General features: G+C 67.8%; 21 protein-coding genes. 12 read left to right on the top strand and 9 right to left on the bottom strand.

All coding sequences use genetic code 11. The features are described from left to right. The first annotated feature begins 2 nt into the window (after positions 1-2). The 8 genes from ACWEO7_RS30535 (at position 3) to ACWEO7_RS30500 (ending at position 8695) form a co-directional block, all read left to right on the top strand. Positions 3-866, top strand: coding sequence for an ABC transporter permease (locus ACWEO7_RS30535; protein WP_450016011.1), 864 nt, complete (start codon positions 3-5; stop codon positions 864-866). A 7-nt stretch (positions 867-873) separates the two neighbouring features. Beyond that, entirely contained in the window at positions 874-2370 is a 1497-nt protein-coding gene (locus ACWEO7_RS30530) for an MlaD family protein (protein WP_452428331.1), read from the top strand. Then, positions 2367-3410, top strand: a complete 1044-nt coding sequence (locus ACWEO7_RS30525) for an MCE family protein (RefSeq protein ID WP_452428329.1) — start codon at positions 2367-2369, stop codon at positions 3408-3410. Before ACWEO7_RS30530 ends, ACWEO7_RS30525 begins: the two co-directional genes overlap by 4 nt. Then, positions 3407-4408, top strand: coding sequence for an MCE family protein (locus tag ACWEO7_RS30520; RefSeq protein ID WP_452428327.1), 1002 nt, complete (start codon positions 3407-3409; stop codon positions 4406-4408). The genes ACWEO7_RS30525 and ACWEO7_RS30520 overlap by 4 nt, the downstream gene beginning before the upstream one ends. Then, positions 4405-5514, top strand: a complete 1110-nt coding sequence (locus ACWEO7_RS30515; RefSeq protein ID WP_452428326.1) for an MCE family protein — start codon at positions 4405-4407, stop codon at positions 5512-5514. The genes ACWEO7_RS30520 and ACWEO7_RS30515 overlap by 4 nt, the downstream gene beginning before the upstream one ends. An 8-nt stretch (positions 5515-5522) precedes the next feature. After that, complete coding sequence (locus ACWEO7_RS30510) at positions 5523-6614, top strand: MCE family protein (protein ID WP_452428324.1); 1092 nt, start codon at positions 5523-5525, stop codon at positions 6612-6614. Next, entirely contained in the window at positions 6611-7789 is a 1179-nt protein-coding gene (locus ACWEO7_RS30505; protein WP_452428322.1) for an MlaD family protein, read from the top strand. The genes ACWEO7_RS30510 and ACWEO7_RS30505 overlap by 4 nt, the downstream gene beginning before the upstream one ends. 132 nt (positions 7790-7921) lie before the next feature. Then, positions 7922-8695 carry a hypothetical protein gene (locus ACWEO7_RS30500; protein WP_452428320.1) on the top strand — a complete coding sequence of 258 codons (774 nt, stop codon included), beginning with the start codon at positions 7922-7924 and terminating at the stop codon, positions 8693-8695. 77 nt (positions 8696-8772) lie between these two features. On the opposite strand, the gene ACWEO7_RS30495 is transcribed toward ACWEO7_RS30500, so the two are convergent. The 6 genes from ACWEO7_RS30495 to ACWEO7_RS30470 all read right to left on the bottom strand — a co-directional run bounded on the left by ACWEO7_RS30495 (position 8773) and on the right by ACWEO7_RS30470 (position 14430). Continuing rightward, complete coding sequence (locus ACWEO7_RS30495; RefSeq protein WP_355078866.1) at positions 8773-9345, bottom strand: ribonuclease H family protein; 573 nt, start codon at positions 9343-9345, stop codon at positions 8773-8775. A 10-nt stretch (positions 9346-9355) separates the two neighbouring features. Further along, positions 9356-9826 carry an SRPBCC family protein gene (locus ACWEO7_RS30490; protein WP_452428318.1) on the bottom strand — a complete coding sequence of 157 codons (471 nt, stop codon included), beginning with the start codon at positions 9824-9826 and terminating at the stop codon, positions 9356-9358. Positions 9827-9964: 138 nt separating this feature from the next. Then, positions 9965-11149: an L-2-hydroxyglutarate oxidase gene (gene lhgO, locus ACWEO7_RS30485; protein WP_452428316.1), complete on the bottom strand. Its 1185-nt coding sequence runs from the start codon at positions 11147-11149 to the stop codon at positions 9965-9967. A gap of 22 nt (positions 11150-11171) precedes the next feature. Continuing rightward, positions 11172-11822: a hypothetical protein gene (locus tag ACWEO7_RS30480; RefSeq protein WP_452428314.1), complete on the bottom strand. Its 651-nt coding sequence runs from the start codon at positions 11820-11822 to the stop codon at positions 11172-11174. Between the two features lie 347 nt (positions 11823-12169). Next, positions 12170-12961: a TIGR03084 family metal-binding protein gene (locus ACWEO7_RS30475; protein ID WP_452428312.1), complete on the bottom strand. Its 792-nt coding sequence runs from the start codon at positions 12959-12961 to the stop codon at positions 12170-12172. Positions 12962-13074: 113 nt separating this feature from the next. Next, positions 13075-14430, bottom strand: a complete 1356-nt coding sequence (locus tag ACWEO7_RS30470; protein ID WP_452428311.1) for a hypothetical protein — start codon at positions 14428-14430, stop codon at positions 13075-13077. A gap of 269 nt (positions 14431-14699) precedes the next feature. Here ACWEO7_RS30470 and lon point away from each other — a divergent pair, with 269 nt between their 5' ends. Beyond that, the gene (gene lon / locus ACWEO7_RS30465) at positions 14700-17027 is read left to right on the top strand and encodes an endopeptidase La (protein WP_452428345.1); all 2328 of its coding nucleotides are present in this window, start codon (positions 14700-14702) and stop codon (positions 17025-17027) included. 96 nt (positions 17028-17123) lie between these two features. Here the strand turns inward: lon and ACWEO7_RS30460 are convergent, their stop codons facing one another. After that, positions 17124-17564: a PaaI family thioesterase gene (locus ACWEO7_RS30460; RefSeq protein WP_452428309.1), complete on the bottom strand. Its 441-nt coding sequence runs from the start codon at positions 17562-17564 to the stop codon at positions 17124-17126. Further along, a complete protein-coding gene (locus tag ACWEO7_RS30455) occupies positions 17561-18145 on the bottom strand; it encodes a TetR/AcrR family transcriptional regulator (protein ID WP_452428307.1) in 585 nt (194 codons plus the stop codon). The genes ACWEO7_RS30460 and ACWEO7_RS30455 overlap by 4 nt, the downstream gene beginning before the upstream one ends. 153 nt (positions 18146-18298) lie before the next feature. Between ACWEO7_RS30455 and ACWEO7_RS30450 the strand changes: the two genes are divergently transcribed. The 3 genes from ACWEO7_RS30450 to ACWEO7_RS30440 all read left to right on the top strand — a co-directional run bounded on the left by ACWEO7_RS30450 (position 18299) and on the right by ACWEO7_RS30440 (position 22192). Beyond that, complete coding sequence (locus ACWEO7_RS30450) at positions 18299-19369, top strand: DNA polymerase IV (protein ID WP_452428305.1); 1071 nt, start codon at positions 18299-18301, stop codon at positions 19367-19369. A 37-nt stretch (positions 19370-19406) separates the two neighbouring features. After that, positions 19407-20402, top strand: a complete 996-nt coding sequence (locus ACWEO7_RS30445; protein ID WP_452428303.1) for an oxidoreductase — start codon at positions 19407-19409, stop codon at positions 20400-20402. Positions 20403-20671: 269 nt separating this feature from the next. After that, positions 20672-22192, top strand: a complete 1521-nt coding sequence (locus ACWEO7_RS30440; protein WP_452428301.1) for an alpha/beta fold hydrolase — start codon at positions 20672-20674, stop codon at positions 22190-22192. A 12-nt stretch (positions 22193-22204) separates the two neighbouring features. Here ACWEO7_RS30440 and ACWEO7_RS30435 read toward each other — a convergent pair whose 3' ends face one another. Next, positions 22205-24085 (bottom strand): ABC transporter ATP-binding protein, encoded by a 1881-nt coding sequence (locus tag ACWEO7_RS30435; RefSeq protein ID WP_452428299.1) that lies wholly within the window; start codon positions 24083-24085, stop codon positions 22205-22207. Positions 24086-24449: the final 364 nt, after the last annotated feature.

The following is a 24449-nucleotide window of genomic DNA, read 5'->3' as shown; positions in this document are numbered from 1 at the left end:
CGGTGTCATCAACCTATGTACCGCCGCTGCTGCGGCCTCTCCAGGCGTTCCGGAAATCCGCGCAGGCTCCGGTCGATCTGCTCGCCAGGCTCGGCCACCAGGTGTTCTTCCTGTTGCGTTCGATCGGCTCGATTCCGCTGGCGCTGCGGCACTACCCCAAGGAAGTGTGGCGCCTGCTTTCCGATGTCACCTGGGGCAACGGCAATCTCGTCGTCGGCGGCGGCACCATCGGCGTCGTCGTCATTCTGAGTGCGTTCGGCGGCATGACCGTCGGCATCCAGGGTTACAACTCGCTGAACCTGCTCGGTCTGAGTCCGATCACGGGTGCGATCTCGGCGTTCGCGACGACTCGCGAACTCGGCCCGCTGCTGGCCACGCTGGCCTTCGCCGCTCAGGCGGGCTGCCGGTTCACCGCGCAGCTCGGCGCCATGCGCATCTCCGAGGAGATCGACGCGCTGGAGTCCATCGCCATCCGGCCGCTGCCGTATCTGATCAGCACCAGGATGTTCGCGGCGATGGTGGCCATCATCCCGCTCTACTGCCTCGGCCTCACGATGGCCTACGTCTCCTGCTCGCTGACGGTGCGGCTGATCGGCGGCACCGCCACCGGCACCTACCAGCACTACTTCTACCAGTTCCTCGTCCCGACCGACGTCATCTATTCGCTGATCAAGGCGATCCTGTTCGTCGCGATCACCACGTTCATCCAGTGCTACTACGGCTTCTTCGCCTCCGGTGGCCCCGAGGGCGTCGGCGTGGCCGCGGGCCGCGCGATCAAGATGTGCATCATCGCGGTCGTTTTCGCGAACCTGTTCATGACATTGGCGATCTGGGGCGTCAACCCCGGCATCCGGATCTCGGGGTAGACACCAGATGATCATCGATCCCAGTGGGCGCGGGCCCACGATGCGGCAGCTGCTCATCGCAGGCGTGTGCGGTCTGGTCGTGTTCGCGCTGGTGCTCGGCTTCCTGATGCTGCGCTACAAGGGCTACTTCCAGGAGAAGGTCAACGTCACCGCGAACCTGACCACCACGGGTGACGGTCTGCCCGAGCAGGCCGACGTCAAGTTCCGCGGCGTGCTCGTCGGCGCGGTGAAGACGGTCGATGTGGCGGCCAAAGGCGAGCTGCAGCAGGTGCGGATCGAGATGAAGCCGGAGTTCGCCGGCGACATCCCGTCCAACGTGACCGCTCGCGTGGTGCCGAGCAACCTGTTCGCCGTCACCTCCGTCGAACTCGTTTTCAACGGACCGGCCGACCAGTACCTGCACGAGGGTTCGGTCATCGAGGAAGACCGCAGCAAGGGCACCATCGCGCTGCAGGACACGCTCACCACGGTCCGCAACATCCTCGACAAGATCGATCCGGTGCAGTTCGGCCGGGTGCTCGGTACCCTGTCGCAGGCTCTCGACGGCAGCGGGCGGATGCCCGGCTCCACCGTCGAGCGGCTGGACCGCTGGCTGCTGGCCGTCGACGAGTCGATTCCCGATCTCGGTGTGCTGCTCGGCGACTTCTCCGCGTCGTTCCACGCGCTCAACCAGTCCGCGCCCGAGCTGGTCGACGTGCTCGGTAGCTCGGTGCAGACCGCGCGCACCATCGCCGACCGGCGCAGCGAGCTGGTCTCGCTGATCACCGGCACCAGCGGAACCATCGACACGGTGAACGACCTGTTCGCCCGTAACCCGAACGTGGGCATCGAGGTCACCGCGGGCACGAACGACATGTTCGGCGCACTCGCCGCGGACCCCGACGCGATCACCAGGAGCCTGCTGAACCTCAGCGAGACCATGCGCCGGATGGACACCACGTTCACCTGGGGTCCGCAGAAGCAGCAGGTCTGGGACGCGGGCATCACGCTCACCCCGTACCGGCCCTACACCGTGGCCGACTGCCCGCGCTACGGCGAGATGGTCGGACCGAGCTGCTACACCGCTCCGGCCGTCGCCGATGTCGGCGAGCTGCCGGAGCAGCTGAAGCCGCGCGCGCTCGCCTCGGCCGCCGGGCTTCCTCCGGTGGTGCCGATGCCCGGTCTGCCGCTGATTCCCGGCGTCACCACCCCGGATCCGAACCGCGCCACCGCGGCCGCCCCGACCGGCGGCGCTCCCGCTCCGTTCGCGGGCACCCCGCTCGAGGGTCTGTTCCCGATGCTGCCGCCGGGCCTGCTCCCGCCCGCCGCGGCTCCGGCCCCCGCGCCCGCGGCTCCGGCCGCCGCGCCGGAGGGCACGCCGTCGGCGGCGCCGATCTCCTACCGGGGTGACTCGGCGATCACCGCGCTGCTCGGCCGCAAGCCGACCACCGCCGAATACCTGCTGCTGAGCACGATTCTGAAGGGCGGAACCATGCAGGTGGCCGACAACGGTGCCGCACGATGAGCATTCGCAAACCGCTGATCGGATTCAGCATCTTCGCCATCGTGTCGATCCTGGTGACGGTGGTGGTGTGGAACACGCTGGCGCGTATCGTCAGCGGCGACACCTACACCTACTCCGCCACGTTCTCCGATGTGCTCGGCCTGCACGAAGGCGACGACGTCCGCATGGCGGGCGTGCGCGTCGGCAAGGTCGAGAAGATCGAGCTCGGCCGCGACGGGAATCTGAAGAAGTCGGTCGCCAAGGTCACCTTCGTGGTGCAGCGCGACCAGACGATCTACAACGACACCAAAGCGCTGGTCCGCTACCAGAATCTGATCGGTCAGCGGTACGTGGCGCTGGCCCCCGGCAAGGGGTCCAACCCGGCGCCGCTGAAGAACAACGGTTCCATTCCGATCGACCGCACCGAGCCGTCGTTCGATGTGTCGGGTCTGCTGAACGGGTTCCAGCCGCTGTTCCAGGTGTTGCAGCCCGAACAGGTCAACCGGCTGTCGGAAACCTTCATCCAGGCACTGCAAGGTGACGGCGTCTCGCTGAGCGCGTTCATCGTCCAGGCCGCCCAGCTGGCCACCGACTTCCAGCGCAGGGACGCGATCCTGTCCGATGTGATCACCAACCTGTCGGGCGTGATGTCCGGGTTGGCGAAACGAGGTGATGAATTGGAGACCCTGGTGACCCAGACCCGGGCCTTGATCGGCGGGCTATACGAACAGGGACAGTCGTTGCTCGCCTCGACCGAGCAGATCGCGAGCGCGACCACATCGGTGGTCGGCATGCTCGACCGGGTCCAGCCGGGTCTGCGCACGGCGCAGAACTCCACCAGCGCGGCGCTGACGCTGCTGCTGGACAACGGCGCCAAGCTCGACCAAGCCGCGATCGACCTGCCGAACGTCCTGTCGGCGGCGGGCAGGCACACCTCGGAGGGCGGTTACGCCAACGCCTACCTGTGCGGCTTGGACGTGTCGCTCTACGGCGTCCTGTTCCCCCGCGGCCTGTTCTCCCAGATCGGTGGCACCTCGCACTCGGCGGTGTGCCGCCCATGATGACGAAGCTCAGGTCCAGGTTCGAGAGCAACCGGTACTTCTGGTTGGGCATCGTCGGCGGCGCCCTCATCGTCGTGCTGCTGCTGGTGTCCAGCGTCTACAAGCTGATCGGCGTCGGCGAGCAGTCGATCAAGGCCGAGTTCGTGCAGGCCGCGGGCATCAAGGTCGGCGACAAGGTGAACATCGCCGGCGTGTCCTCGGGCCGGGTGGTCGGCGCCGAACTCGAGGGCAGTCACGTGCTGCTCACGCTGAGCGTCAGCGACGACGTGAAACTCGGCCCGGACGCGCGTGCCTCGATCAAGATGGCCACGTTGCTCGGCACCAGGTACGTCGACCTCGAGCCGGGCGACGGTTCGGGTCTGAAGAGCAAGCGGATCCCGGTGTCCAACACCTCGGTGCCGTACAACCTGGCCGACGTGGTGCAGGTCGGCACCCCGAAGTTCGAGGCGCTCGACACCAAGAAGCTGGCCGATTCGCTGAACCTGATCAACGAGCAGATGAACGGCTCGCCCCAGCTCACCGCCCAGGCGCTGGACAGCGTCGGCGCGCTGGCCAAGGTCGTCGACCGCCGCAAGACCGAAGTGGACGCCCTGCTCCAGGATCTGGATCGGGTCACCCGGATCCTCGCCGACAACCGCAACAGCATCCTGCTGGTGATCACCCAGGGCGAGGCCATCGCCAACCGGGTGATGGAGCGCCAGGCGCTGCTGCGCCAGCTGCTCGACAACGTCGCGGCGCTGACCAAGCAGCTGCAGGCGATCGGCGCGGAGAACAACGATCAGCTCGGCCCGACCATCCAACAGCTGAACACCATGGCCGAGGGCCTGCAGAAGAACAAGGACAACCTGGATCGGATGCTGTCGCTCATGCCGCCGACCCTGCGCTACCTGGCCAACTCCTGGGGTGGCAGCGGTCCGTACGGCGATGTCGGCCTGCCGTGGCTGTTCCCGGACAACTGGTTGTGCTTCGCCCAAGTTATCGAGGGGTGCCAGGGATGAAATTCCGCACGGGCTTTCCGCTGAGGACCGTCGCGAAGACGCTCCTGATCGGCGCTGCCGCGCTGACGGTCGGCAGTTGCTCGCTGCTGCCGAGTTCGGTGAACGACGCGTTGGGCAATACCCTGCGGATCACCGCCGACTTCGACAACATCGCGGGCATCTACGAAGGCAACCCGATCACGGTGCTCGGGCTCGACGTGGGCAAGGTCGACAAGATCGTGCCCAAGGGCACGCTGATCGAGGTGCACATGTCCCTCGACAAGGACGTGAAGATACCGCAGGACGCGATGGCCGCGATCATCTCGCCGTCCATCGTGACCGACCGGCACATCGAGCTCACCCCCGTCTACACCGGCGGTGCGACCTTGTCCGACGGTTCGCACCTGCCGAAGGCCCGCACCAAGACCCCGGTCGAGCTGGACACGATGATCAAGACCATCGATCAGTTCGCCGCCGCGTTGAAGCCGGAGCCGGGCCAGGAGGGCATCGGCCCGTTGTCGGGCCGGGTGCTCTACCCGATGCTCAACGGCAACGGCGAGAAGATCCGCGACACCCTCAACGCGTTGTCCAGCGCGCTGAAGGTCGGCGTGGACAACAAGGACGCGATCTCCAGCATCATCATCAAGCTGAACGACCTCACCACCATGCTGGCCGACAACGATCAGTCGGTGCGCGATTTCAGCAACCGGGTGACCCAGATGACCGGCCTGCTCGCCGAACAGGCTCCCGGCTTGCAGGCCACACTCGACCAGTTGCTCGCCTTCCTGCAGAACACGAGCACCACGCTGACGCAGTACCAGGACCAGTTGCAGGGCACGATGACCGGCCTGACCAACGTGACCCAGCAGTTGCGCGACAACGCTCGTGGCCTCACCGAGGTCGCCGACCTGGCGCCGATGGTCATGCAGAACGTCGACAACATCATCAACCGCGAGCATCAGTACGTCCGGTTGCACGCGGTGATCGGCACCGCGCTGTCGGGTGAGATCGTCAGCCTGTTCTGCGAACGCATCCAGATGAGGGCCGATGGCTGCCGCACCGGAAACATGCAGGACTTCGGCCCCGACTACGGGCTCACCGCCGCACTGCTCGGACTGACGAAATGACGTACCGAATGACGATCAAGGCACGCAGGGCACTGGTCGCCGTCGCCGCGGTGACCGGTGTGGCGGTCACCTCCGGCTGCGGGCTCACCGTGGAGAAGCTGCCGCTGCCGAAACCGGGTCAGGGCGGGGAGACCTACACCATCCACGCGGTCTTCGAGAACGCGCTGAACCTGCCCGACCAGGCGAAGGTGAAGATCGGCGGTTCGGACGTCGGCGTGGTCACCGACATCAAGACCAAGAACTTCCAGGCCATCGTGGACCTGACCATCCGCAAGGACATCGAGTTGCCCAAAGGCAGCACGGCGGAGCTGCGTCAGGCCACCCCGCTTGGTGACGTGTTCGTCGCGGTGTCCAAGCCCAAGACCGAGCCCGGCGCGGCAATGCTGCACGACGGCGACACGCTCACCATCGACAGCACCTCGGCGGGCGCGACCGTCGAGCAGTTGCTCATCTCGGTCTCCATGCTGTTCAACGGCGGCGGCATCGCCAGCCTCTCCAAGCTCGGCTCGGAGCTGGACTCCATCGTCGGCGGGCGTGGTGAGCAGCTCGCCCATCTGATCACCGAGATGACCGGAGTGGTGGGCAGTTTGAACGCCAACTCCGCCCGGGTGGACAGCGTGCTCGGCGAGTTCAGCACCCTCGCCAACACCATCGAGGGGCGGCGCTCGGAGCTCGGCGAGGTGGCCGACACGTTGCCGCAGATGGTCGGCGCGATCGCCGAGAACAACCGGGCCCTCGGCGATCTGCTCACCAAGTTGTCCACCACCAGCGCCGCGCTGGGCGACTACGCGAACACCTCGACCGAGAACCTGAACGGACTGCTGGAGAACACCCATCAGCTGATGGACGCGATCGCCAAGACCGGTGACGGCTTCGGCGTCCTGCTGGATCGGCTGCGGGTCCTGCGGCCGAAGGTGGACGCCACCTTCCGCGGCGGCAGTTTCGCGGTGTACGCGACCGCGACCAACCTGGACATCAGCGCGCTCACCGATCCGCAGCACGGCAAGCTCCAGGACCTCAACGACTTGCAGGACTTCGCGGGCAGCCTGATCCAGGTGCTGCAACTCGTTCAGGGTCGAGTGGCGGGAGGCCATCGATGACCTCCGTGCGCAAAGTGTTCGGAAGCAAGATCTTCCTGTCGAACCTGGGCCTGGTGCTCGTGCTCCTGGTCGGCGCCGCTTACCTGTTGGTGAACGTGATGCGGGTGAACCCGCTGCGGTCCGACTACACGGTCACGGTGAATCTGGACCGTTCCGGTGGTCTGCAGCCGGGCAACGACGTGACATTGCGCGGCTGGCGCATCGGCAAGGTGACCTCGATCCAGCTGACCGATCGCGGCCAGGCCATCGCCGCCACCGCGCAGATCGAGTCGAAGTACAAGATCCCGGTGGACACCCAGATCGCGGTGCAAGCGCTGTCCGGTGCGGGTGAGCAGTACATCGACTTCCGCCCGACCGTCGAGCAGGGGCCGTATCTGGCCAACGGCGCGGTGATCAAGTTCGATCCGGACAAGATCCACACGCCGACGCCGGTGTGGTCGGTGCTGGACAACTCCAGCGCCCTGATCGCGCAGATCGACCCGGATCACTTCCAGGTCATCCTGAACGAGCTGGACATCGCGCTCAGCGGAGGCCCGGACCAGCTGCGCGGGCTGGTCAACGGCATCAGCTTGGCGATGGCGGGCCTGGATTCGCTGCTGCCGCAGACCACGAATCTGATCACCAACCTGCGCACGATCGCGAACACCACATCCATGGCGCAGCCCGACCTGGCCACGCTGACCAGCAACTCCGGCGTGCTGTTCGAGCAGTTCAACAGGGCGAACGCGGAACTGCAACGGGTGCTGGAGACCGCGCCGGGTCAGCTCACCAGCCTGGGCGCGGTGGTGGACAAGACAGCCGATCCGATCACCAGCCTGGCGACCAACTTCCAGGCGATCACGAAGGCGGCGCAGCTGCGACTGCCCGCGCTGCGCGCGTTGTTCCCCTCGCTCGCGCTCGGTGGCGAAGCGCTCGGCATTCCGGCGCACGACGGCGAGTTCCACGCGATGATCGACATCTGGCCGCGGCCGTTCTGCACCTACAACACTCCCAAGATCCGCAACGAGGTCGTGCAGGACGGCACGATCCCGAAGTGGAACTACTGTGAGAACCCGCCGCCGGGTCAGCAGATCCGCGGCGCCGCCAACGCGCCGCGGCCCGACGTGCCCGACAACGGCGCGCACATGCCGCCGGGTGTGGATCCCAACGAGCGGACGCTGCCTCCGGTGCGGTGAGTCGTACCCGGCCCGGCGGTCATCCCGCCGGGCGGGCATACTCGCCGGTGGAACCCGTAAGGTTCGCTGTCGCGGGCCGCTGAAGCCAATCGGTGCGCACCGACGCGCGCCGGGGAAGTGCAGGTTTTATCGATGTCTACCGACGACGCCGAGACCGGCAAGGACGCCGAGACCACGCCCGCCTCCGACCAGGACACCGACGCGGTGACCGAGAAGTCGCAGGATGCCGCCGGCGCGGCGAAGCCCGACCTGTCCAAGGCGGAGAAGGCAGACAAGGCCGGGAAATCCACCTCGCTTCCGCTGGTGGCCGCGTTCGTGGCCGGCGTGCTCGCGGTCGCCGCGATCACCGCGGTGGTCGTGTTCTTCTTGCAGGGCAAGGACCGCGGCGACAAGCTCGACGCGATCCGCGACTCGACCAACGCCGCGTGCGCATTCGGCAAGGACGTCTCGGTCTACGACTACTCGAAGAACCTCGATGACTACTTCACCACGGTGAAGGCGGGCTCGTCGGGCGAGTTCCTCAAGGAGTTCGACGACGCGACCAAGGCGTTGAAGGACGCCATGGTGCAGGCGAAGGTCAAGTCCTGGGTCGATGACGTGCAGTGCGGCTACCAGTCCGGTGACCAGACCTCGGCCAAGGTGCTGGTGACCCTCACGCAGTACCGGACCAACTTCACCCAGGCCAACCCCGAGCGGCAGTTCGTCGTGGTGATCGCCCAGCTGCACAAGTCGGGCGACAAGTGGCTGGTCGAGAAGCTCGATTCGCCGATGTTGAAGGGCGCGGGCACCGGCCTGCCTGGCGCTCCCGCGCCGGGCGGTGCTCCCGCGCCGGGCGGTGCTCCCGCGCCGGGCGCCCCGGGGCAGCCCGCACCGTCTGGTCAGCCCGTACCGCAGCCGGGCAACTAGCCGAGCGCCTCCGGCGGTGGGCCGAGCCACCACCGCCGGAGGTCATTCGGGCAGCTCGCGGCGCTTCGGCGGGCGCGTCAGAACAGCGTCAGAGCTTGTGGCGCCGACGGCGCGGCCGCCTTCCCCGCGGCCTCGTCTTTCGGCGCTTCCGGCGCCGTCGGCGTTTCCTCCACAGTCACCGCGAGCATTTCCACGGTGTTCGCCTCGGCGACAGCCGCGGTGACCGCGGCCTGCCGAGCCGCTTCTCCGGCCAGTGCGTCTGCCTGCTCGTTGAAATAGTTGCCGACGTGTCCACGGACCCAACGGAACCGGACCGGTCCCGGCCTGCTCGCGATGGCCCGATCGATCTGCCGGACGAGTTCGACGTTCTTCACCGCCCCACCGGTCGACGTGCGCCAGCCGTTGAGCCGCCACCCCGACACCCACTCCGAGGCGCATTTGATGGCGTAGAGCGAATCGCTCTCGATGAGCAGGGGTTCGGACCCGGGGTGGGCGACGATCGCCTCCAGCACCGCGCGCAACTCCGCGACCTGGTTGGTTCCGGAAGCGGCTCCCCCACTCGCCGAGGAGCCCTGATGATTGACCCAAGCCCAGCCGATGGCGCCGCCGGGATTGCGGAGGCAGGATCCGTCGGTGCTCACGATGATCATGGCTGGCACCCTACGCAATCCGACCGACAAGATCGGTACCGTGGAATTCCTCTATCTCCCTCCGTAACCGCGACTCCGTGCGGCGCAACGCCGTTCTCACCGCGGCGTCCAGCAGGCCGGCGCTCAGGCGCCCGAGCACTCCGCGAGGTGGACTGTACTCCGCCTCGGAGGTCAGTACCGAGCGTCCGTAACCGAGCGGGTCGAAGCGCAGCCGCAGTGTGCCGGAGAAATGTCCGCGCAGTGCGTACCCGATCACCGCGTTGCGGCGGTATTCGGTGATCTCGCAGGTGGTGGTCGGCTGCCAGAGCGCGAGGCGGCTGGTGGTGGCGAAGACCGCGCCGAGTCCGCGGTCCTGGTCGCCGGTCGGTACGAAGTCCGCGATCCCGAACATCCAATCCGGTACGAATAGTGGGTTGTCCGTGTAGTTGAAAGCGACCTCGACGGGCGCTCCGACGTCACTCGCGTACTTGATGTGGCCCATAGGCCCTCCCTGTTCCACGACTGGCGTTAAAAGTACTACAGCTCTCCTCTTTATTCGAGGGCTCGGCTCGATTCGATGCGACGAATCGCAAGATTGCGACCGAGTAGTTGCTTGGGAAAGGGCTCCTCCGTCGCGCGCTCAGAGTTGGTCGACGATGTGTTCCGCGATCGGCATGGCCGAGGTCGCCGCAGGTGAAGGGGCGTTGAGCAGATGAACCGAGCGCTCGGTGCGCTCGATCATGAAGTCGTGCACCAAGGTTCCTTCACGCAATACCGCTTGCGCGCGAATTCCCGCTTCCCGGGGGAGCAGATCGGCGAGCGTCAGCTCCGGGCAGTAGCGGCGGCACTGTGCCAGGTATCCCCGCTTGAACAGCGAGTTGCGCAGCTCTCGCAGGCCGGTGCGCACGTTCGCCTTGGCGACGCGGTGGAAACCCGGGAACCCGAGCACCTCTCGCGCGTCCCGCAGGTCCAGACTGCCTTTGCGGTAGCCCTCCCGCGCGAGACCGAGCACCGCGTTCGGACCCACCGTGAGCGCTCCGTCGATGGTCGGGCTCAGATGCACGCCCAGGAAAGGCAATTCCGGATCGGGGATCGGATAGATCAACGTGCTGACCAGGCCGTTGCGCTCCTGCGGCAGCTGGTAGTACTCACCGCGGAAGGGAACGATGCGAAAGTCGGTGCGCAGCCCGGCGGCCCGTGCCATCCGGTCGGCTTGCAGCCCCGCGCAGACCACCAAGCGGCGAGCTGTCCACGAACCGGCCGGGCCGGCGGCGGTTACCGCGTCCGAAGTTTCGGTGAGCGTGGCGATCTCGGCGCCCAGCACGAATTCGCCGCCCGCGCAGCGGACTTCCTCGGCCAGCGCTTCGGTCACCCGGGTGAAGTCGATGATGCCGGTGTCCGGGACGAAGAGGGCGCCGACACCGGTGACGCGCGGTTCCCGCCGCGTGAGCTCCGCGGCGTCGATCAGCTCGACGGACACGCCGTTGACGACGGAACGTTCGTGCAGTGCGAGCATGCGTCCGTACTCGGCATCGTCGGTGGCGACCAGCAATTTGCCGCAGACCCGGTACGGAAGGTCGTGTGCCGCAGCGAAATCCTTGGTCCATCGCGCACCCCGGCGGCACAGCTCGGCCTTCAGGCTGTCCGGCGGATAGTAGATGCCGGAGTGGATGACGCCGCTGTTGTGCCCGGTCTGGTGGACCGCCAGACGCTCTGCCTTCTCCAGCAGCACCAGGCTCGCACCGGGATGGCGCGCCAGGATCCGGTGCGCGGTCGCCACGCCGACGATGCCGCCGCCGATGACGCAGAAATCGTAGGCGCTCATGCCGAGCAGGGTAAACGGTGTGTCACACCACGGTGGAATCCGCTGCGCCGTGCGTGGACGCGTGTTCGCCGGTTCCCTTCGGCGCGGGAGCGGGGCGCCGATCCAGGTGCAGGTCGTGCTCGCCCAGACTCGGGTCGGAGAACGCCACTCGCACTTCGCCGCGCTGGGTATCGAGGTCGGTGCGCATGGTGGTCACGGCGCCCGGTTGCTCCGGCGCGGAGTCGGAGCGGAACAGACCCGTGAGCGCCGTCAAGGCATTCGTGTCCACGGTGACCGAAACCGTGTCGGCAGCGCTCTCCGCGACTTGCGCGCCGACGTAGGCGTCACCGAACCGAACTTTCCCGCCCAGAGGCGTGCGCCCCGGCGGTGTGGCAGGTGAATCGGCCTGCGGCTCGGCAGTTTCCGGCTCGCCGGCACGCGGAGCGGAAACCGCTGCGGGCAAGACGAAGCTGTTGCCGGTCAGCAGGGGATAGAAGACCGTGCCTCGTCCGCGACCGGGCTCGTCCGGGACGGCTGGGGTGACCGGCGCGGCGATCGGAGTATCGGGGTGCTGCGTATCGGCGATCTGGTGGACGATATAAGCGCCGGCCGCGACGGTCAGGCTGAGGCTGGCCGCACCGGCGAGCACGACGGCGGCATGCCGTGCGACCTGGGCAGGCCGGTGTGCTGTCACGATGCGCTCCTTTCCCTGCGACGCTGCTCCCCACAGGCGATCAGCACCATGGAAAGCTGTACGCCCGACGAGATTACCTGCGCGGCGGAGGGGCATACCGCATCTGAGAGAGCAGAATCACAACGGGCGCAGCATGGGGCGAGCCGGTGCGCCCTGGCGTGCATGGCGTCGATGTTTCCGTGAACGCACGGGCGGGTAAATATTCGGGTAGCTGGCGAGCGCCATTCTCGACTGCCATCTCGAGACACCCGGCCAACGGCGTCCGGCCGTCGACATGAACACGGCGCACCCAAGTGTGGCGCTCGCCCGCTCCCGATTCCGCATGGACCGGGCCGGGTGTGGGCGGGTCAGGTGAACTGGCCCGCTGTCCTTCCTTCGCCCGTCGGTCCCGCGAAAGCCTGTGCGATAGTGAGCCATTCCGCGGCGTCGTCGCCATGCGCCGAGATTTCCAGATCGTTCGGATGGCGGCGCTGCGTCACCAGCAGACAGAAGTCGAGTGCGGGTCCGGTCACCCGCTGTTCGGCGTCCTCAGGTCCCCACGACCAGATGGTGCGATCCGGCGCGGTGAGTGCGACCCGGAATTCCGCTGCGGGCGGCGTCTTTCCGTGCACGGTGTAGGCGAAATTCCTGGTGCGCACGCCGATATGGGCCACGGTGCGCAACCGCGCCGTGGGCGACCGGTGCACGCCGAGGGCATCGGCCACGTCCTGCCCGTGCGCCCAGGTCTCCATGATGCGGGCGGTGATCATCGACGCTGCGCTCATGGGCGGGCCGAACCACGGCAGTTTGGCGCCCGCGGGCACGGCGCGCAGTGCGGCGGTGATCGACGCGCGCCCACGCCGCCAGCGGTCGAGCAACTCGGCGGGCGGTTCGGTCGCGGCCTGCTCAGCGGCCTCGTCGACGAACGTGAGCGCGCGAGGTCCGGCTTCGGTCAGCAACTGCTGGAAGCGGGCGGGGTCCGCGGTGGCGATCGTCGCGATCTCATCGGTCCAGGCCAGATGTCCGATCTGGTGTGCGATGGTCCACCCGGGCGCGGGTGTGGCGCGCGCCCATTCCTCGGGCGCCAGCGGGGCGACGAGTCGTTCCAGGTCCGCGCATTCGTCGGCGAAGTCGCCGAGCAACGCCTCTAGATCAGCCATCTGTGCCCCTGCCGGTTCCGGGCCCACCGCCTCGTGTGCCACCGTCGTCCAGCATCGCAGCGAGCCCAAAAAAAGGCAAGCACGCTTGTTTTATATTGTGGGCGGCGGCCCTGCTACCAGCCGAAAAGGATCAAGTGGGCGGCTCCAACGACGAGGCCGAGGACCGCGCCGTGCAGATACAGCAGCCAGGCGTCCTGCTCGACGGAGGCGTAGAACATCTCCATGAACTCCCCCGGCGTGAGCCGCCGCAGCTTACGCGCGGCGAACTCGTCGATGGTCTTGGCCTGCTCCCGGGTGAATTCCTCGTCCTCGACCAGGGTCGGCGCCAAGCCGACCGCGGCGCCCGCCGCGCCCACCGTGAGGTTGTCGAACTGGCGACGCCCCAGCGCCGCCCGCACGAGTGTGGTGGTCGGCCCGAGCTGACGATGGATCTCGTCAGCGATCAAGCGCTCCAGCAACTGCCTGGTCTTGTCCCCGTTCGGGCCTTCCAGCAGCTCCTTGGACAGATTCGGCAGCGTCAGCACCTGGTAGGCCAGGATGTGCGCCAGATCGGTCGCCGCTTGCGGCTGCCGTTTGGCCAGCAGTGCTTGCTTCCACAGGTACTTGTACCTCGGTTGCGGATCGCCCGGCTCGAACACCATCTTCACCGCGATGACGTTCACGATCACGCCGATCGCCGCCGAGGCGAGCAGCACGATCACCCAGCCGGGGGCCAAGCCCAGCACCGGAATCTGCTGGTGCACGTGCAGGTACAGAGCCAGCAGCACGCCGAAGGGCGCGCCGAGCAAGCCGATGCGCACCATGAAGCGCAGTTCGGGCGCCGCGATGGTGGTGGTCAAGTCCTCGAGAATGGCCGGGTTGTCCTGCAGGTAGCGGATCACGAAACCCTTGATGCCGATCAACTGGTCGACGTTGTCGCCCAGCGACGCGAACGCGCGGCGCGACAGTGTGGGCAGTTCCCGGTCCACTCGCTGGTAGATGAGCTGCTTGGCGGCGCGCGGCACGGTACGCCACAGGTCCGCGTTCTCCCGGTACATCAGCTCGTCCACCAGCGGGCGCACCTGCTGCCGCGCCAGCACCGCGATGTAGTCGGCGATGCCGTCGAGATCGAGTTCTTGGATGAAATCTTTAGGGCTGCCGATCCGCATCAGGGCCTTGTCCACGCAGATGCTGGCCATCTTCTCCGCCCGCGCCGGGATGAAGCCCTGGAATCCGAGACGGCGGCCGTCGCCGGAGAAGGTCGGCAGCACTTGCACCCGGCGGGGGAAGTATGGATAGAGCACGTGCAGGCCCGGGATGCGGATGCCGCGAAAAACGACCGGCGAAAACAGCATCAGCACGCCGGTCCAGTTCGTCAGCCATCCCGCCAGCGCGCTGAAGATCGGGAACGTGATCAGGTCGACCACGAATTTCGGCTGCCCGGTCACGCTCTCCCAGTCGATGAACACGCCGGCGGCGAGCGACGACATCGATGGGACTCCCTAAGCCGATCCGGCGGTACCGCCGGTATGAGATATCAAGGCCCCAACGTTCTCATTGCCTTGGACGGGGTGTCAACGCGAAGCGTGGGCCGTACCGGTCGGAACTTCGCCGTCAGCGAACGGACCGGTCGGGGTGGAACAAACCAGCACACCCTGGGGTTGAGTAGGCATCGCTCAACTTTTGGAAGGTCGAAGACGTGACTACACCTCAGAACCTGCCGGTGCTGTTCCTGACCGATCCGATCGTGCTGCCGGGCATGGTCGTGCCCATCGAACTGGACGAATCGGCGCAGGCCGCGATCGATGCCGCGCGCGCCGCCAAGACCGACGCCGTGCTGCTCGCGCCGCGGCTGAACGAGGGCTACGCCACCTACGGCGTGGTCGCCACCATCGAACAGGTCGGCCGGATGCGCGGCGGAGCCCCGGCGGCCGTCCTCAAGGCCGAACGGCGCGCCAAGATCGGGCACGGTGTCACCGGACCGGGGGCCGCGCTGTGGGTCGAGGCCGAGCCGGTCGAGACGCCTGCTCCGGACGGCCGCACGAAGGAACTGGCCGCCGAATACAAGAAGCTGGTCGTCTCGGTGCTGCAACGCCGCGAGGCCTGGCAGATCATCGATGCGGTCAATCAGCTGACCGACCCGTCGGCCATCGCCGACACCGCGGGTTACGCCCCGTACCTGACTTCCGAGCAGAAGCGTGAACTGCTCGAGACCCCCGACGCGGCCGAGCGGCTGACCACGCTGATCGAGTGGACCAAGGCGCACATCGCCGAGGCCGAGATCAGCGAGAAGATCAGCGAAGACGTGCGCGAGGGCATGGAGAAGAGCCAGCGCGAATTCCTGCTGCGCCAGCAACTCAACGCGATCCGCAAGGAACTCGGCGAGGACGAGCCCGACGGCGCCGACGACTACCGCACCCGCGTCGAGCAGGCCGACCTGCCCGACACCGTGCGTGAGGCGGCGCTGCGCGAAGTCGGCAGGCTGGAGCGTGCCAGCGATCAGAGCCCGGAATCCGGCTGGATCCGGACCTGGCTGGACACCGTGCTCGAGCTGCCGTGGACGGTGAAGACCACCGACAGCGCCGACGTCTCGGCTGCCCGCGCGGTGCTGGACGCCGACCACCACGGCTTGGAAGAGGTCAAGGACCGCATGGTCGAGTACCTGGCGGTCCGCGCTCGCCGGGCCGCCCGTGGCCTGGAAGTGGTCGGCGGACGCGGGTCCGGCGCGGTGCTGGTGCTGGTCGGCCCGCCCGGCGTGGGCAAAACCTCGCTGGGAGAGTCCGTGGCGCGAGCCCTCGGCCGCAAGTTCGTCCGCGTGGCCCTCGGCGGCGTGCGCGACGAGGCCGAGATCCGCGGTCACCGCCGCACCTACGTCGGCGCGCTGCCCGGCCGGATCGTGCGGGCCATGAAGGAAGCCGGTTCGATGAACCCGGTCGTCCTGCTGGACGAGATCGACAAGGTCGGCTCGGACTTCCGCGGCGACCCGGCGGCCGCGCTGCTCGAGGTGCTGGACCCGGCGCAGAACCACACGTTCCGCGATCACTACCTGGATCTGGACCTCGACCTGTCCGACGTGCTGTTCATCGCGACCGCGAACGTCATGGAGACCATCCCCGGCCCGCTGCTGGACCGGATGGAACTGATCACCGTCGACGGCTACACCGAGGACGACAAGGTGGCCATCGCGCGCGACTTCCTGGTGCCGCGGCAGCTGGAGCGCAACGCGCTGACCGCCGAGGAGGTGTCGATCAGCGAGGAAGCGCTGCGCGAGATCGCCGCCGACTACACCAGGGAGGCCGGGGTCAGGCAGATGGAGCGGCTGATCGCCAAGGCGCTGCGCAAAGCGGCCACGCGGCTGTCGGAGCGCGAAACCGGATCGGGTTACGACCCGGAATTGGGTTACGACGTCCAGCGTGACGCCGGAGCCCTGACGATCGGTCTGGACGACCTGAAGGACTACTTGGGTCGTCCGCGCTTCACCCCCGACTCGGTGGAACGCACGGCTGTCCCGGGTGTGGCCACCGGCCTCGCTGTGACCGGCGCGGGCGGCGACGTCCTCTACATCGAGGCGAACGCCGCCGAGGGTGAGCGCTCGCTGACCCTCACCGGCCAGCTCGGCGACGTCATGAAGGAGTCGGCACAGATCGCGCTGACCTACGTGCGCTCGCACCTGGAGGAGATCGGGATCGAGCCGTCGGTGCTGGATCGCAACATCCACATCCACTTCCCGGCGGGTGCGGTGCCGAAGGACGGGCCGTCCGCGGGCGTCACGATGGTCACCGCCCTGGTGTCGCTGGCGCTGGGTCGTCAGGTGCGATCGGACGTCGGCATGACCGGTGAGGTCACGCTGAACGGCCGGGTGCTGCCGATCGGCGGCGTGAAGCAGAAGCTGCTCGCCGCCCAGCGGGCCGGCTTGAAGACGGTGTTCATCCCGGCGCGCAACGAGCCGGATCTGGACGACGTCCCGGCGGAAGTGCTGGCCGCGCTGGACGTCCGGCCGGTCGCCGACGTGGCCGACATCCTGGCCTACGCGATCGAGCCGGTCACCGAGCCCGCATTGGGCCCGGCCTTCGCCGCGACCGCCTGACCTGCGTCGAACGAGCCGGGCACGGAGCACTCCGTGCCCGGCTTTTCGCGTACCGCCGATCAGGGTGCGGTCGCGGTGCGAAGCCGCGATGGGAGGTCAGGTGCCGGTCAGGTCGGTTTCCGCGCGCCGGGTGGTCCCTTGGGCCACCGCGCACAGAATCGGTTCGCGGTCCGGGCTTTCCGCGTAGATCTCGCAGCGGGCAACCGCCTGGCGGCTGGTCGATCCGGTGACGATCGACTCGACGCGCAATCGCTCGCCCGCGGCCGGACGTAAGTAGGTGACGGTGACTCCCCCGGTCAGCACATTAGGGCCGAGAACCGTTCCGGCCGCGAAGGTGAGGGCGTTGTCGGCGGCGTAGGCGAGCACGCCGCCGTGTACGTAGCCGAATTGCTGGGTCAGTTCCCGGCGCAGCGGGATGACCAAGGTCGCGGCGCCGTCGCCGAACGCGGTGATCTCGGTGCCGACCAGGGCGGCAAACGGCTGCGCGGCCAATATCTTCTTGGCGCCGTCCAGGTCGAGGGTGCTGACGGCGGTCACTCGGCGAGCTCCCGCGCCGCTCGGGCGCGGTCGGCGGCGAGCGCCAGCCAGGCGGCGTCGGCCAGCTCGTCCGCGACTTCGATGGGAGCGATACGCATGTCGCCGCCCAGCCACTGTCGCGTGTATTCCTGCGCCGGACCCAGCCACAGCGCGTAGAGCAGGTCGATCGGAAGATCGCGCACCGTCCCGTATCCGGCGTGGGTGCGCCACCAGCGCGTCACGTCGGACAGGAAGCGGCGATTGCTCTCGCTCTCGCGCACCCCCGGCGGCCGCGCCGAAGTGAGCACGGTCGCACGGTATTGGTTCTCGCACACCCACCGCAGATGCTCGCGTACACCCGCGGTGACACCATCCCGCGCGTCGGCGCTGTCGCCGACCACCGCCCAGAAATGCTGCTGGTAGTCGGCCAGCGCGTTGGCCCACACCTGCCGGTACAGGTCGGCTTTGTCGGGGAAGTGGTGGTAGAGCGCGCCGACACTGGCGCCCGCCGCGTCCCGAATCTGCGTCAGCGTCGCGTCGAGCGCACCGTGCTCGGCGAACTGACGCTCGGCCGCCAACAGCAACCGATCTCGAATCTTCATATCCAGAATTTAGTTCTGTTTTTCGTGCTGTGCAACGGGCAGAGTCGCATGGGAGACCGGCAATCGGCACGACGCAGGCGCGGCGATGCCGGCCGACGGGCGATCGCATCGGAATTCCGGTTCGGTGTCGCACCCCTGCGGTAAGAACGGCATGTGGCCAGATGGCTGTTGCATGTCGATCTCGATCAGTTCCAGGCGGCGGTGGAGTTCCGTCGTCATCCGGAACTGCGTGGGCTGCCGGTCATCGTCGGCGGCCACGGCGATCCCGCCGAACCACGCAAGGTGGTGACCTGCGCGTCCTATCCGGCGCGCGCGTTCGGTGTGCGGGCCGGAATGCCGCTGCGCAGCGCCCAGCGCAAGTGCCCCGACGGCGTGTTCCTTCCTTTGGACATGGCTGCCTACGAGGACGCCTCCGACGAGGTCATGGCCCTGCTGCGGACGTTTCCGGGACGGGTCGAGGTGTGGGGCTGGGACGAGGCGTTCCTCGCCGCCGACACCGACGACCCGGAAGCTCTCGCACAACAGGTACGCGACGCGATCGCCGGACTCGAGCTGACCTGCTCGATCGGCATCGGGGACAACAAGCTCACCGCCAAGCTCGCGACCGGCTTCGCCAAGTCGGCGGGCAAGTCCTCGGCCGAGCCCGCCGCCGATGCGGGCGCCGCCGCGGGCGTCTTCCGGCTCACCGCCGCGAACTGGACCGAGGTGATGGCCCATCGCCCGACCAACGCGCTCTGGGGCATCGGCAACCGCATCGCCGCCCGGCTCGCCGAACTCGGTATCGGGACCGTGGGCGAGCTGATGACGGCGGACCGGCAGCGACTCACCGCCGAATTCGGGCCGAACACCGGTCCGTATCTCTGGGTGCTCGGCCACGGCAAGGGCGATACGGACGTCACCACCGAACCGCGAATCCCGGTCGGCCGCAGCAAATCGGAGACCTTCCCGCACGATCTGACCGATCCCGGGGAGATCCGCGCCCAAGTCTCGCGGCTGGCCACCGAGGTCGCCGAGGAGATGGCCGCGGCGGGCCGGATCGGCACCCGCGTTTCGGTGACGGTGCGCACGAGCACCTTCTACACACGCAGCAAACAGGAAAAACTGCCCGAACCGACCATCGACGTCGCGCGAATCGCCGAGACGGCATTGCGCATTATCGAACGGTTCGACCTCGACCGCCCGGTTCGTTTGCTCGGCGTGCGGCTGGAACTCCTGCCGCGGTAACTCCCGGACCCGTCCGGACGCTCGTATGCTCGTCCGCATGGAGTTCTGGGCGATGGTGGCACACGAATCGGATAGCGGGATCGTCCTGACCCGGCAGCAGGCCGGCGAGGATTTCCTCGGGCCGGGTGACGTGACGATCAGAGTGCACTACTCGAGCGCGAACTACAAGGACGGGCTGGCGATCACCAAGGGCGGCGGTGTGGTGCGCAACTACCCGATCGTCCCCGGGATCGACATCATCGGCGAGGTGGTCGAGTCCGCCGACGACGATTTCGCCCCGGGTGACCAGGTGATCGCGCACGGATATGACATCGGTGTCGCGCACAACGGCGGCTTCGCCGAATACGCCAGGGTGCCCGCCGAATGGGTGGTCAAACTGGAGGGCCTGAGCCTGCGCGACGCGGCCGCGCTCGGCACCGCCGGGTTCACCGCGGCGCTGAGCGTGCAGGCCCTGCTCGATCGCGGCCTCACGCCGGACGCGGGCCCGGTGCTGGTCACCGGCGCGACCGGCGGGGTCGGCAGCGTGAGCTTCGACATTCTCTCCGGCCTCGGCTTCGAAGTCATCGCTTCCACCGGCAAGACCGACGCGGACGATCTGCTCAGCGAGATCGGTGCGAACGAGGTGATCGGCAGGCTGCCGGAGGACCCGAACGCCAAGCTGCGGCCATTGACCAAAGCGCGGTGGGCCGCGGCCGTGGACAGCGTCGGCGGCGCGTCGCTGGCCTACGTGCTGAGCGCCACCGGCTACGGCGGCGTGGTCGCGGCCAGCGGGCTCACCGGCGGAGCGGAACTGCCCACCACGGTGATGCCGTTCATTCTGCGCGGCGTCACCCTGGAAGGCATCGATTCGGTCAACCTTCCGATCGAGCGCCGCAGGGAGGTGTGGGCCCAGCTCGGCAAAGAACTACGACCGCAGCATCTTTCGACCCTGGAGAACTACGCTCCGATCACCGATGTGGAGAGGGTGCTGCGCTCCATCCGCAACGGCAGCCACCGGGGGCGCACCGTTCTCGGCGTCATGGGCGAATTCTGACCGCAAGTCCTCGGTAGCGCTCGGACGACATCCACGCCGGATGCGTTCCGGACCTACCGAGACCGCAGGGCAGGAGACCGATCAGCGAAGCCCGGCTCGATTCGTTCGAGCCGGGCTTCGTCGGTTCGCCCGAGCGTGCTCCCTTCCACGGACGGCCTCGATCGGAGCTCGCCGCGCGGGGGAAGCCGTTGCCGCCGTCGCGAGCACCGATCCGATACGGTTCTTCCGCATCCACCCACGTGCTCGCTCCGGTCGAGAGGCGAATTTCGTTGTCCACGAATCCGTTCTGGCGCTCGATGTCGATTGTGGCGGTGTCCGCACTGCTGGCCGCGCCCGCGTACGGCCGGGCCGAGCCGGTGGCCGACTCGCACCCGAGCGGCGCGGACCGCTTCTACCACCAGACGCTCGAGTGGAAGCCGTGCGGCGTCGAGAATTTGGACAAAGCCGGTGGCGAGTGCGCGAATGTCCTCGTGCCGCTCGACTACGGGCGTCTCGACGGTCGCACGATCACCTTGGCGATATCCCGGGTGAAGGCGAGCGATCCGGCGCGGCGGCGGGGCATCCTGGTGTCGAATCCGGGCGGCCCCGGCGGCCCGGGCCTGGACAGTGTGGATCTGCTCGGTGACGTGCTGTCGCCCGACGTGCTGGCGAGTTACGACCTGATCGGGATGGACCCACGCGGAGTCGGCGAATCGACCTCGAGTCCGCGGTGCGGGTGGCCGGTCGGCGAGATGGTCCGGTCGGCGGGCCTGGATCCGCTGGGTTTCGTGCACGACACCGTTCAATCCGCCGGCATGGCCGCGAGCTGCGTCGTTCGTGATCCGGAGTTGGTGCGGCAGTTCACCACTCGCAATACGGCGCGGGACATGGACGTCGTCCGGGCGGCCCTGGGCGAGGAGAAGATCAATTTCTACGGCTTGTCCTACGGTACGTATCTCGGGGCGGTGTTCACCCAGATGTTCCCCGAGCGCAGCGATCGGGTCGTGCTCGATAGCGCGATCGACCCGGATCGGTATTGGACGGGCTTGGTACAGGATTGGGGACCCGCCGACGAGATCGCTTTGGACGATTGGGCGGTATGGGCCGCCGCCCGGGACGAGGAGTTCCGGCTCGGCGCGACGCCGCAGCAAGTGCGCGCGAAGGTCGAGGAGTTGGTCCGCATCGCCCACCGCCAGCCGATCGTCATCGATGGATTCGCGATCGACGACCATTGGTTGCCGTTCATCATGCACGCCTTGCTGTGGAATTTCCGGCTGAACGAACCGCTGGCCGCGACGGTGCGCGAACTCGCCGACGCCGCGGGCGGTCCGCCCACGACCTCCCGGACGCCGCGGTTGCGCGCCATCGTGGCGGCGCTGCGCGACAACGAGAATTCCGTTCTGGCGGAGGTCGCCTGCGGCGATGTCAGCGCGCCCATTGATCCCCTCTGGTACTGGCGCAACATCGAGGAGAACCGGGCCACGCAACCGGTGTTCGGCGCGCTGGCGGGCAACATCCAGCCGTGCGCCTTCTGGCCTCGACCGGTCGAACCCGCGACCGTGGTCCGGAACGCGGTGCCCGCCCTCATCGTGCAGGCGACGGGAGATCCGCGCACTCCCTATGCACACGGCGTCCGGCTGCACCAGTTTCTGTCGCAGTCGCGGATGGTCACGTTGCAAGACGTCCGTATCCACATGACGTTCCGGCCCGAGCTGAGCAGTTGCGTGAACAACGCGATCAACACCTACTTCGGCGCGGGAACCCTGCCGGACGCCGACACGACCTGTACCGCGGATCAGACGGCGAGCTAGCCGGACGACGGATCACGCCGCGGCGGTGACGGGTTCCTCGGCGAACTGCGTCCGGTACAGCTCCGCGTAGCGGCCATCGGCGTTCAGCAACTCGGGGTGCGTGCCGCGTTCCACGATCCGGCCGTCTTCCAGAACCAGGATCTGGTCGGCGGCCCGGATGGTGGACAGCCGGTGTGCGATCACCAGCGCGGTCCTGCCCTCCAGCGCCTCGGACAGCGCCTCCTGCACGGCGGCTTCCGAGGTCGAGTCCAGCGAAGCGGTCGCCTCGTCCAGGATCACCACGCGCGGCTGCTTGAGCAGCAGGCGCGCGATGGTCAGGCGCTGGCGCTCACCGCCGGAGAGCCGGTAGCCGCGCTCGCCGACCACGGTCTCCAGCCCGTCCGGCAGCGACGCAACCAAGTCGCGCAGCCGGGCGCGCCGCAGCGCGTCCCAGAGGTCGTCCTCGGTGGCCTCCGGCCGCGCGAGCAGCAGATTGGCGCGAATGGTGTCGTGGAACAGGTGCCCGTCCTGGGTGACGAGCCCGACCGTGTCGCGGATCGATCCGGTGGTCAGCTCGCGCACGTCCATGCCGTTCAATCGCACCGCGCCCGCGTCGACATCGTAGAGGCGGGAGACCAGCTGCGCGATGGTCGACTTTCCCGCGCCCGACGAGCCGACCAGCGCGATCAGCTGACCGGGCTCGGCGCGCAGCGACACGTCGTGCAGCACCTCCACCCCGCCGCGAGTGTCCAGATTCGCCACGTCCTCCAGCGAGGCCAGCGACACCTTGTCGGCCGACGGGTAGCCGAAGCGCACCGCGTCCAGCTCCACCGCGACCGGGCCCGCAGGCACCGTTTTCGCATCCGGCGCGTCCTCGATCAGCGGCTTCAGGTCGAGCACTTCGAAGACGCGCTCGAAGCTGACCAGCGCGGCCATGATCTCCATCCGGGCGCTGGCCAGTGCGGTGAGCGGCGTGTAGAGCCTGGTCAGCAGCAGTGACAGCGACACGACCGCGCCCGCGTCCAATTGCCCGCGCAGCGCGTACCAGCCGCCGAGCCCGTACACCAAGGCGATCGCCAGCGCGGACACCAGCGTGAGCGAGGTGACGAAGACCGTTTGCAGCATCGCGGTGCGCACGCCGATGTTCCGCACCCGTCGGGCCCGCAGCGCGAACTCGTCGGACTCCTGTTCCGGACGGCCGAACAGCTTGACCAGCGTCGCGCCCGGCGCGGAGAACCGCTCGGTCATCTGGGTGCTCATCGCCGCGTTCAGCCGGGCCGCTTCCCGCTGCAAATCGGCTAGGCGGTTGCCCATCCGGCGCGCAGGCAGCACGAATACCGGAAGCAACACCAGCGCCAGCAACGTGATCTGCCACGAGATGCTGATCATCACCCCGAGGGTCAACGCGAGGGTCACCAGATTGGCCACCACGCCGGACAGGGTGTCGCTGAACGCGCGCTGGGCGCCGATGACATCGTTGTTCAAGCGGCTGACCAGCGCGCCGGTCCTGGTTCGGGTGAAGAAGGCGACGGGCATCTTCTGCACGTGATCGAACACGGCGGTGCGCAGGTCGAGGATGAGCCCTTCCCCGATTCGCGCCGACATCCACCGGGTCGCCACCCCGAGTCCGGCGTCGAACACCGCGAGCACGCCGATCACCACCGCGAGGACGACCACCACCCGCGGCGCGGCGCCGCCGACTATGTGGTCGACGACCCGGCCCGCCAGCACCGGCGTGGCCACGGCGAGTACCGCCGATATCACGCTGAACAGCAGGAACGCGCCGATACGCCGCCGGTGCGGCGCGGCGAACCGAACGATGCGCCGTGCGGTGGCGCGGCGGAACGGCCGCTGTTCCTGCGGGGCGTTCGCCCGCCGGTACATTTGGCTCCACGCCACGGATTCGATGCTCACGTTGTTCTCCCTCTCGCTCCCCGCCCCATCCAAGACCTGGCCACCGACACTAAGACCTCAACAATGGTTGAGTTCAAGTCGATTCCGTCCCGGCGGCGTTTCCGCCCACGGCGAAACGAGCAGCAACCCGAACTATGACGGCTGATCGACATTCGCGTAACCAGCCTCGACGAGCCACTACTGCCGACGAGCCTGACGTGGCCGCCCTCACTCCGCGCGCACCGGCTCCGCGACTCGCATCCCGGACGCGCTCAGCGCACCTCAGCCATGTCTTTCGAGCGAAGCGAGACCGAGCCTGTTCCGTTCGCGGCCCGGCTCGCGTTTGCGCGGCCGCCGCTTGCTCCTTCGTCGCCTACGCGGCGGC

This window comes from Nocardia sp. NPDC004260 (assembly GCF_053603155.1).
Note: the sequence above shows the minus strand (reverse complement) of the source record. Positions and strands in the feature narration are given on the sequence as shown.

Excerpts from the sequence above, each read along its gene's own strand:
- ACWEO7_RS30530 (WP_452428331.1), top strand. The coding sequence starts at position 874 with ATGATCATCGATCCCAGTGGGCGCGGGCCCACGATGCGGCAGCTGCTC.
- ACWEO7_RS30525 (WP_452428329.1), top strand. The coding sequence starts at position 2,367 with ATGAGCATTCGCAAACCGCTGATCGGATTCAGCATCTTCGCCATCGTG.
- ACWEO7_RS30520 (WP_452428327.1), top strand. The coding sequence starts at position 3,407 with ATGATGACGAAGCTCAGGTCCAGGTTCGAGAGCAACCGGTACTTCTGG.
- ACWEO7_RS30515 (WP_452428326.1), top strand. The coding sequence starts at position 4,405 with ATGAAATTCCGCACGGGCTTTCCGCTGAGGACCGTCGCGAAGACGCTC.
- ACWEO7_RS30510 (WP_452428324.1), top strand. The coding sequence starts at position 5,523 with ATGACGATCAAGGCACGCAGGGCACTGGTCGCCGTCGCCGCGGTGACC.
- ACWEO7_RS30505 (WP_452428322.1), top strand. The coding sequence starts at position 6,611 with ATGACCTCCGTGCGCAAAGTGTTCGGAAGCAAGATCTTCCTGTCGAAC.
- ACWEO7_RS30500 (WP_452428320.1), top strand. The coding sequence starts at position 7,922 with ATGTCTACCGACGACGCCGAGACCGGCAAGGACGCCGAGACCACGCCC.
- ACWEO7_RS30495 (WP_355078866.1), bottom strand. The coding sequence starts at position 9,345 with ATGATCATCGTGAGCACCGACGGATCCTGCCTCCGCAATCCCGGCGGC.
- ACWEO7_RS30490 (WP_452428318.1), bottom strand. The coding sequence starts at position 9,826 with ATGGGCCACATCAAGTACGCGAGTGACGTCGGAGCGCCCGTCGAGGTC.
- lhgO (WP_452428316.1), bottom strand. The coding sequence starts at position 11,149 with ATGAGCGCCTACGATTTCTGCGTCATCGGCGGCGGCATCGTCGGCGTG.
- ACWEO7_RS30475 (WP_452428312.1), bottom strand. The coding sequence starts at position 12,961 with ATGGCTGATCTAGAGGCGTTGCTCGGCGACTTCGCCGACGAATGCGCG.
- ACWEO7_RS30470 (WP_452428311.1), bottom strand. The coding sequence starts at position 14,430 with ATGTCGTCGCTCGCCGCCGGCGTGTTCATCGACTGGGAGAGCGTGACC.
- lon (WP_452428345.1), top strand. The coding sequence starts at position 14,700 with ATGGTCGTGCCCATCGAACTGGACGAATCGGCGCAGGCCGCGATCGAT.
- ACWEO7_RS30455 (WP_452428307.1), bottom strand. The coding sequence starts at position 18,145 with ATGAAGATTCGAGATCGGTTGCTGTTGGCGGCCGAGCGTCAGTTCGCC.
- ACWEO7_RS30445 (WP_452428303.1), top strand. The coding sequence starts at position 19,407 with ATGGAGTTCTGGGCGATGGTGGCACACGAATCGGATAGCGGGATCGTC.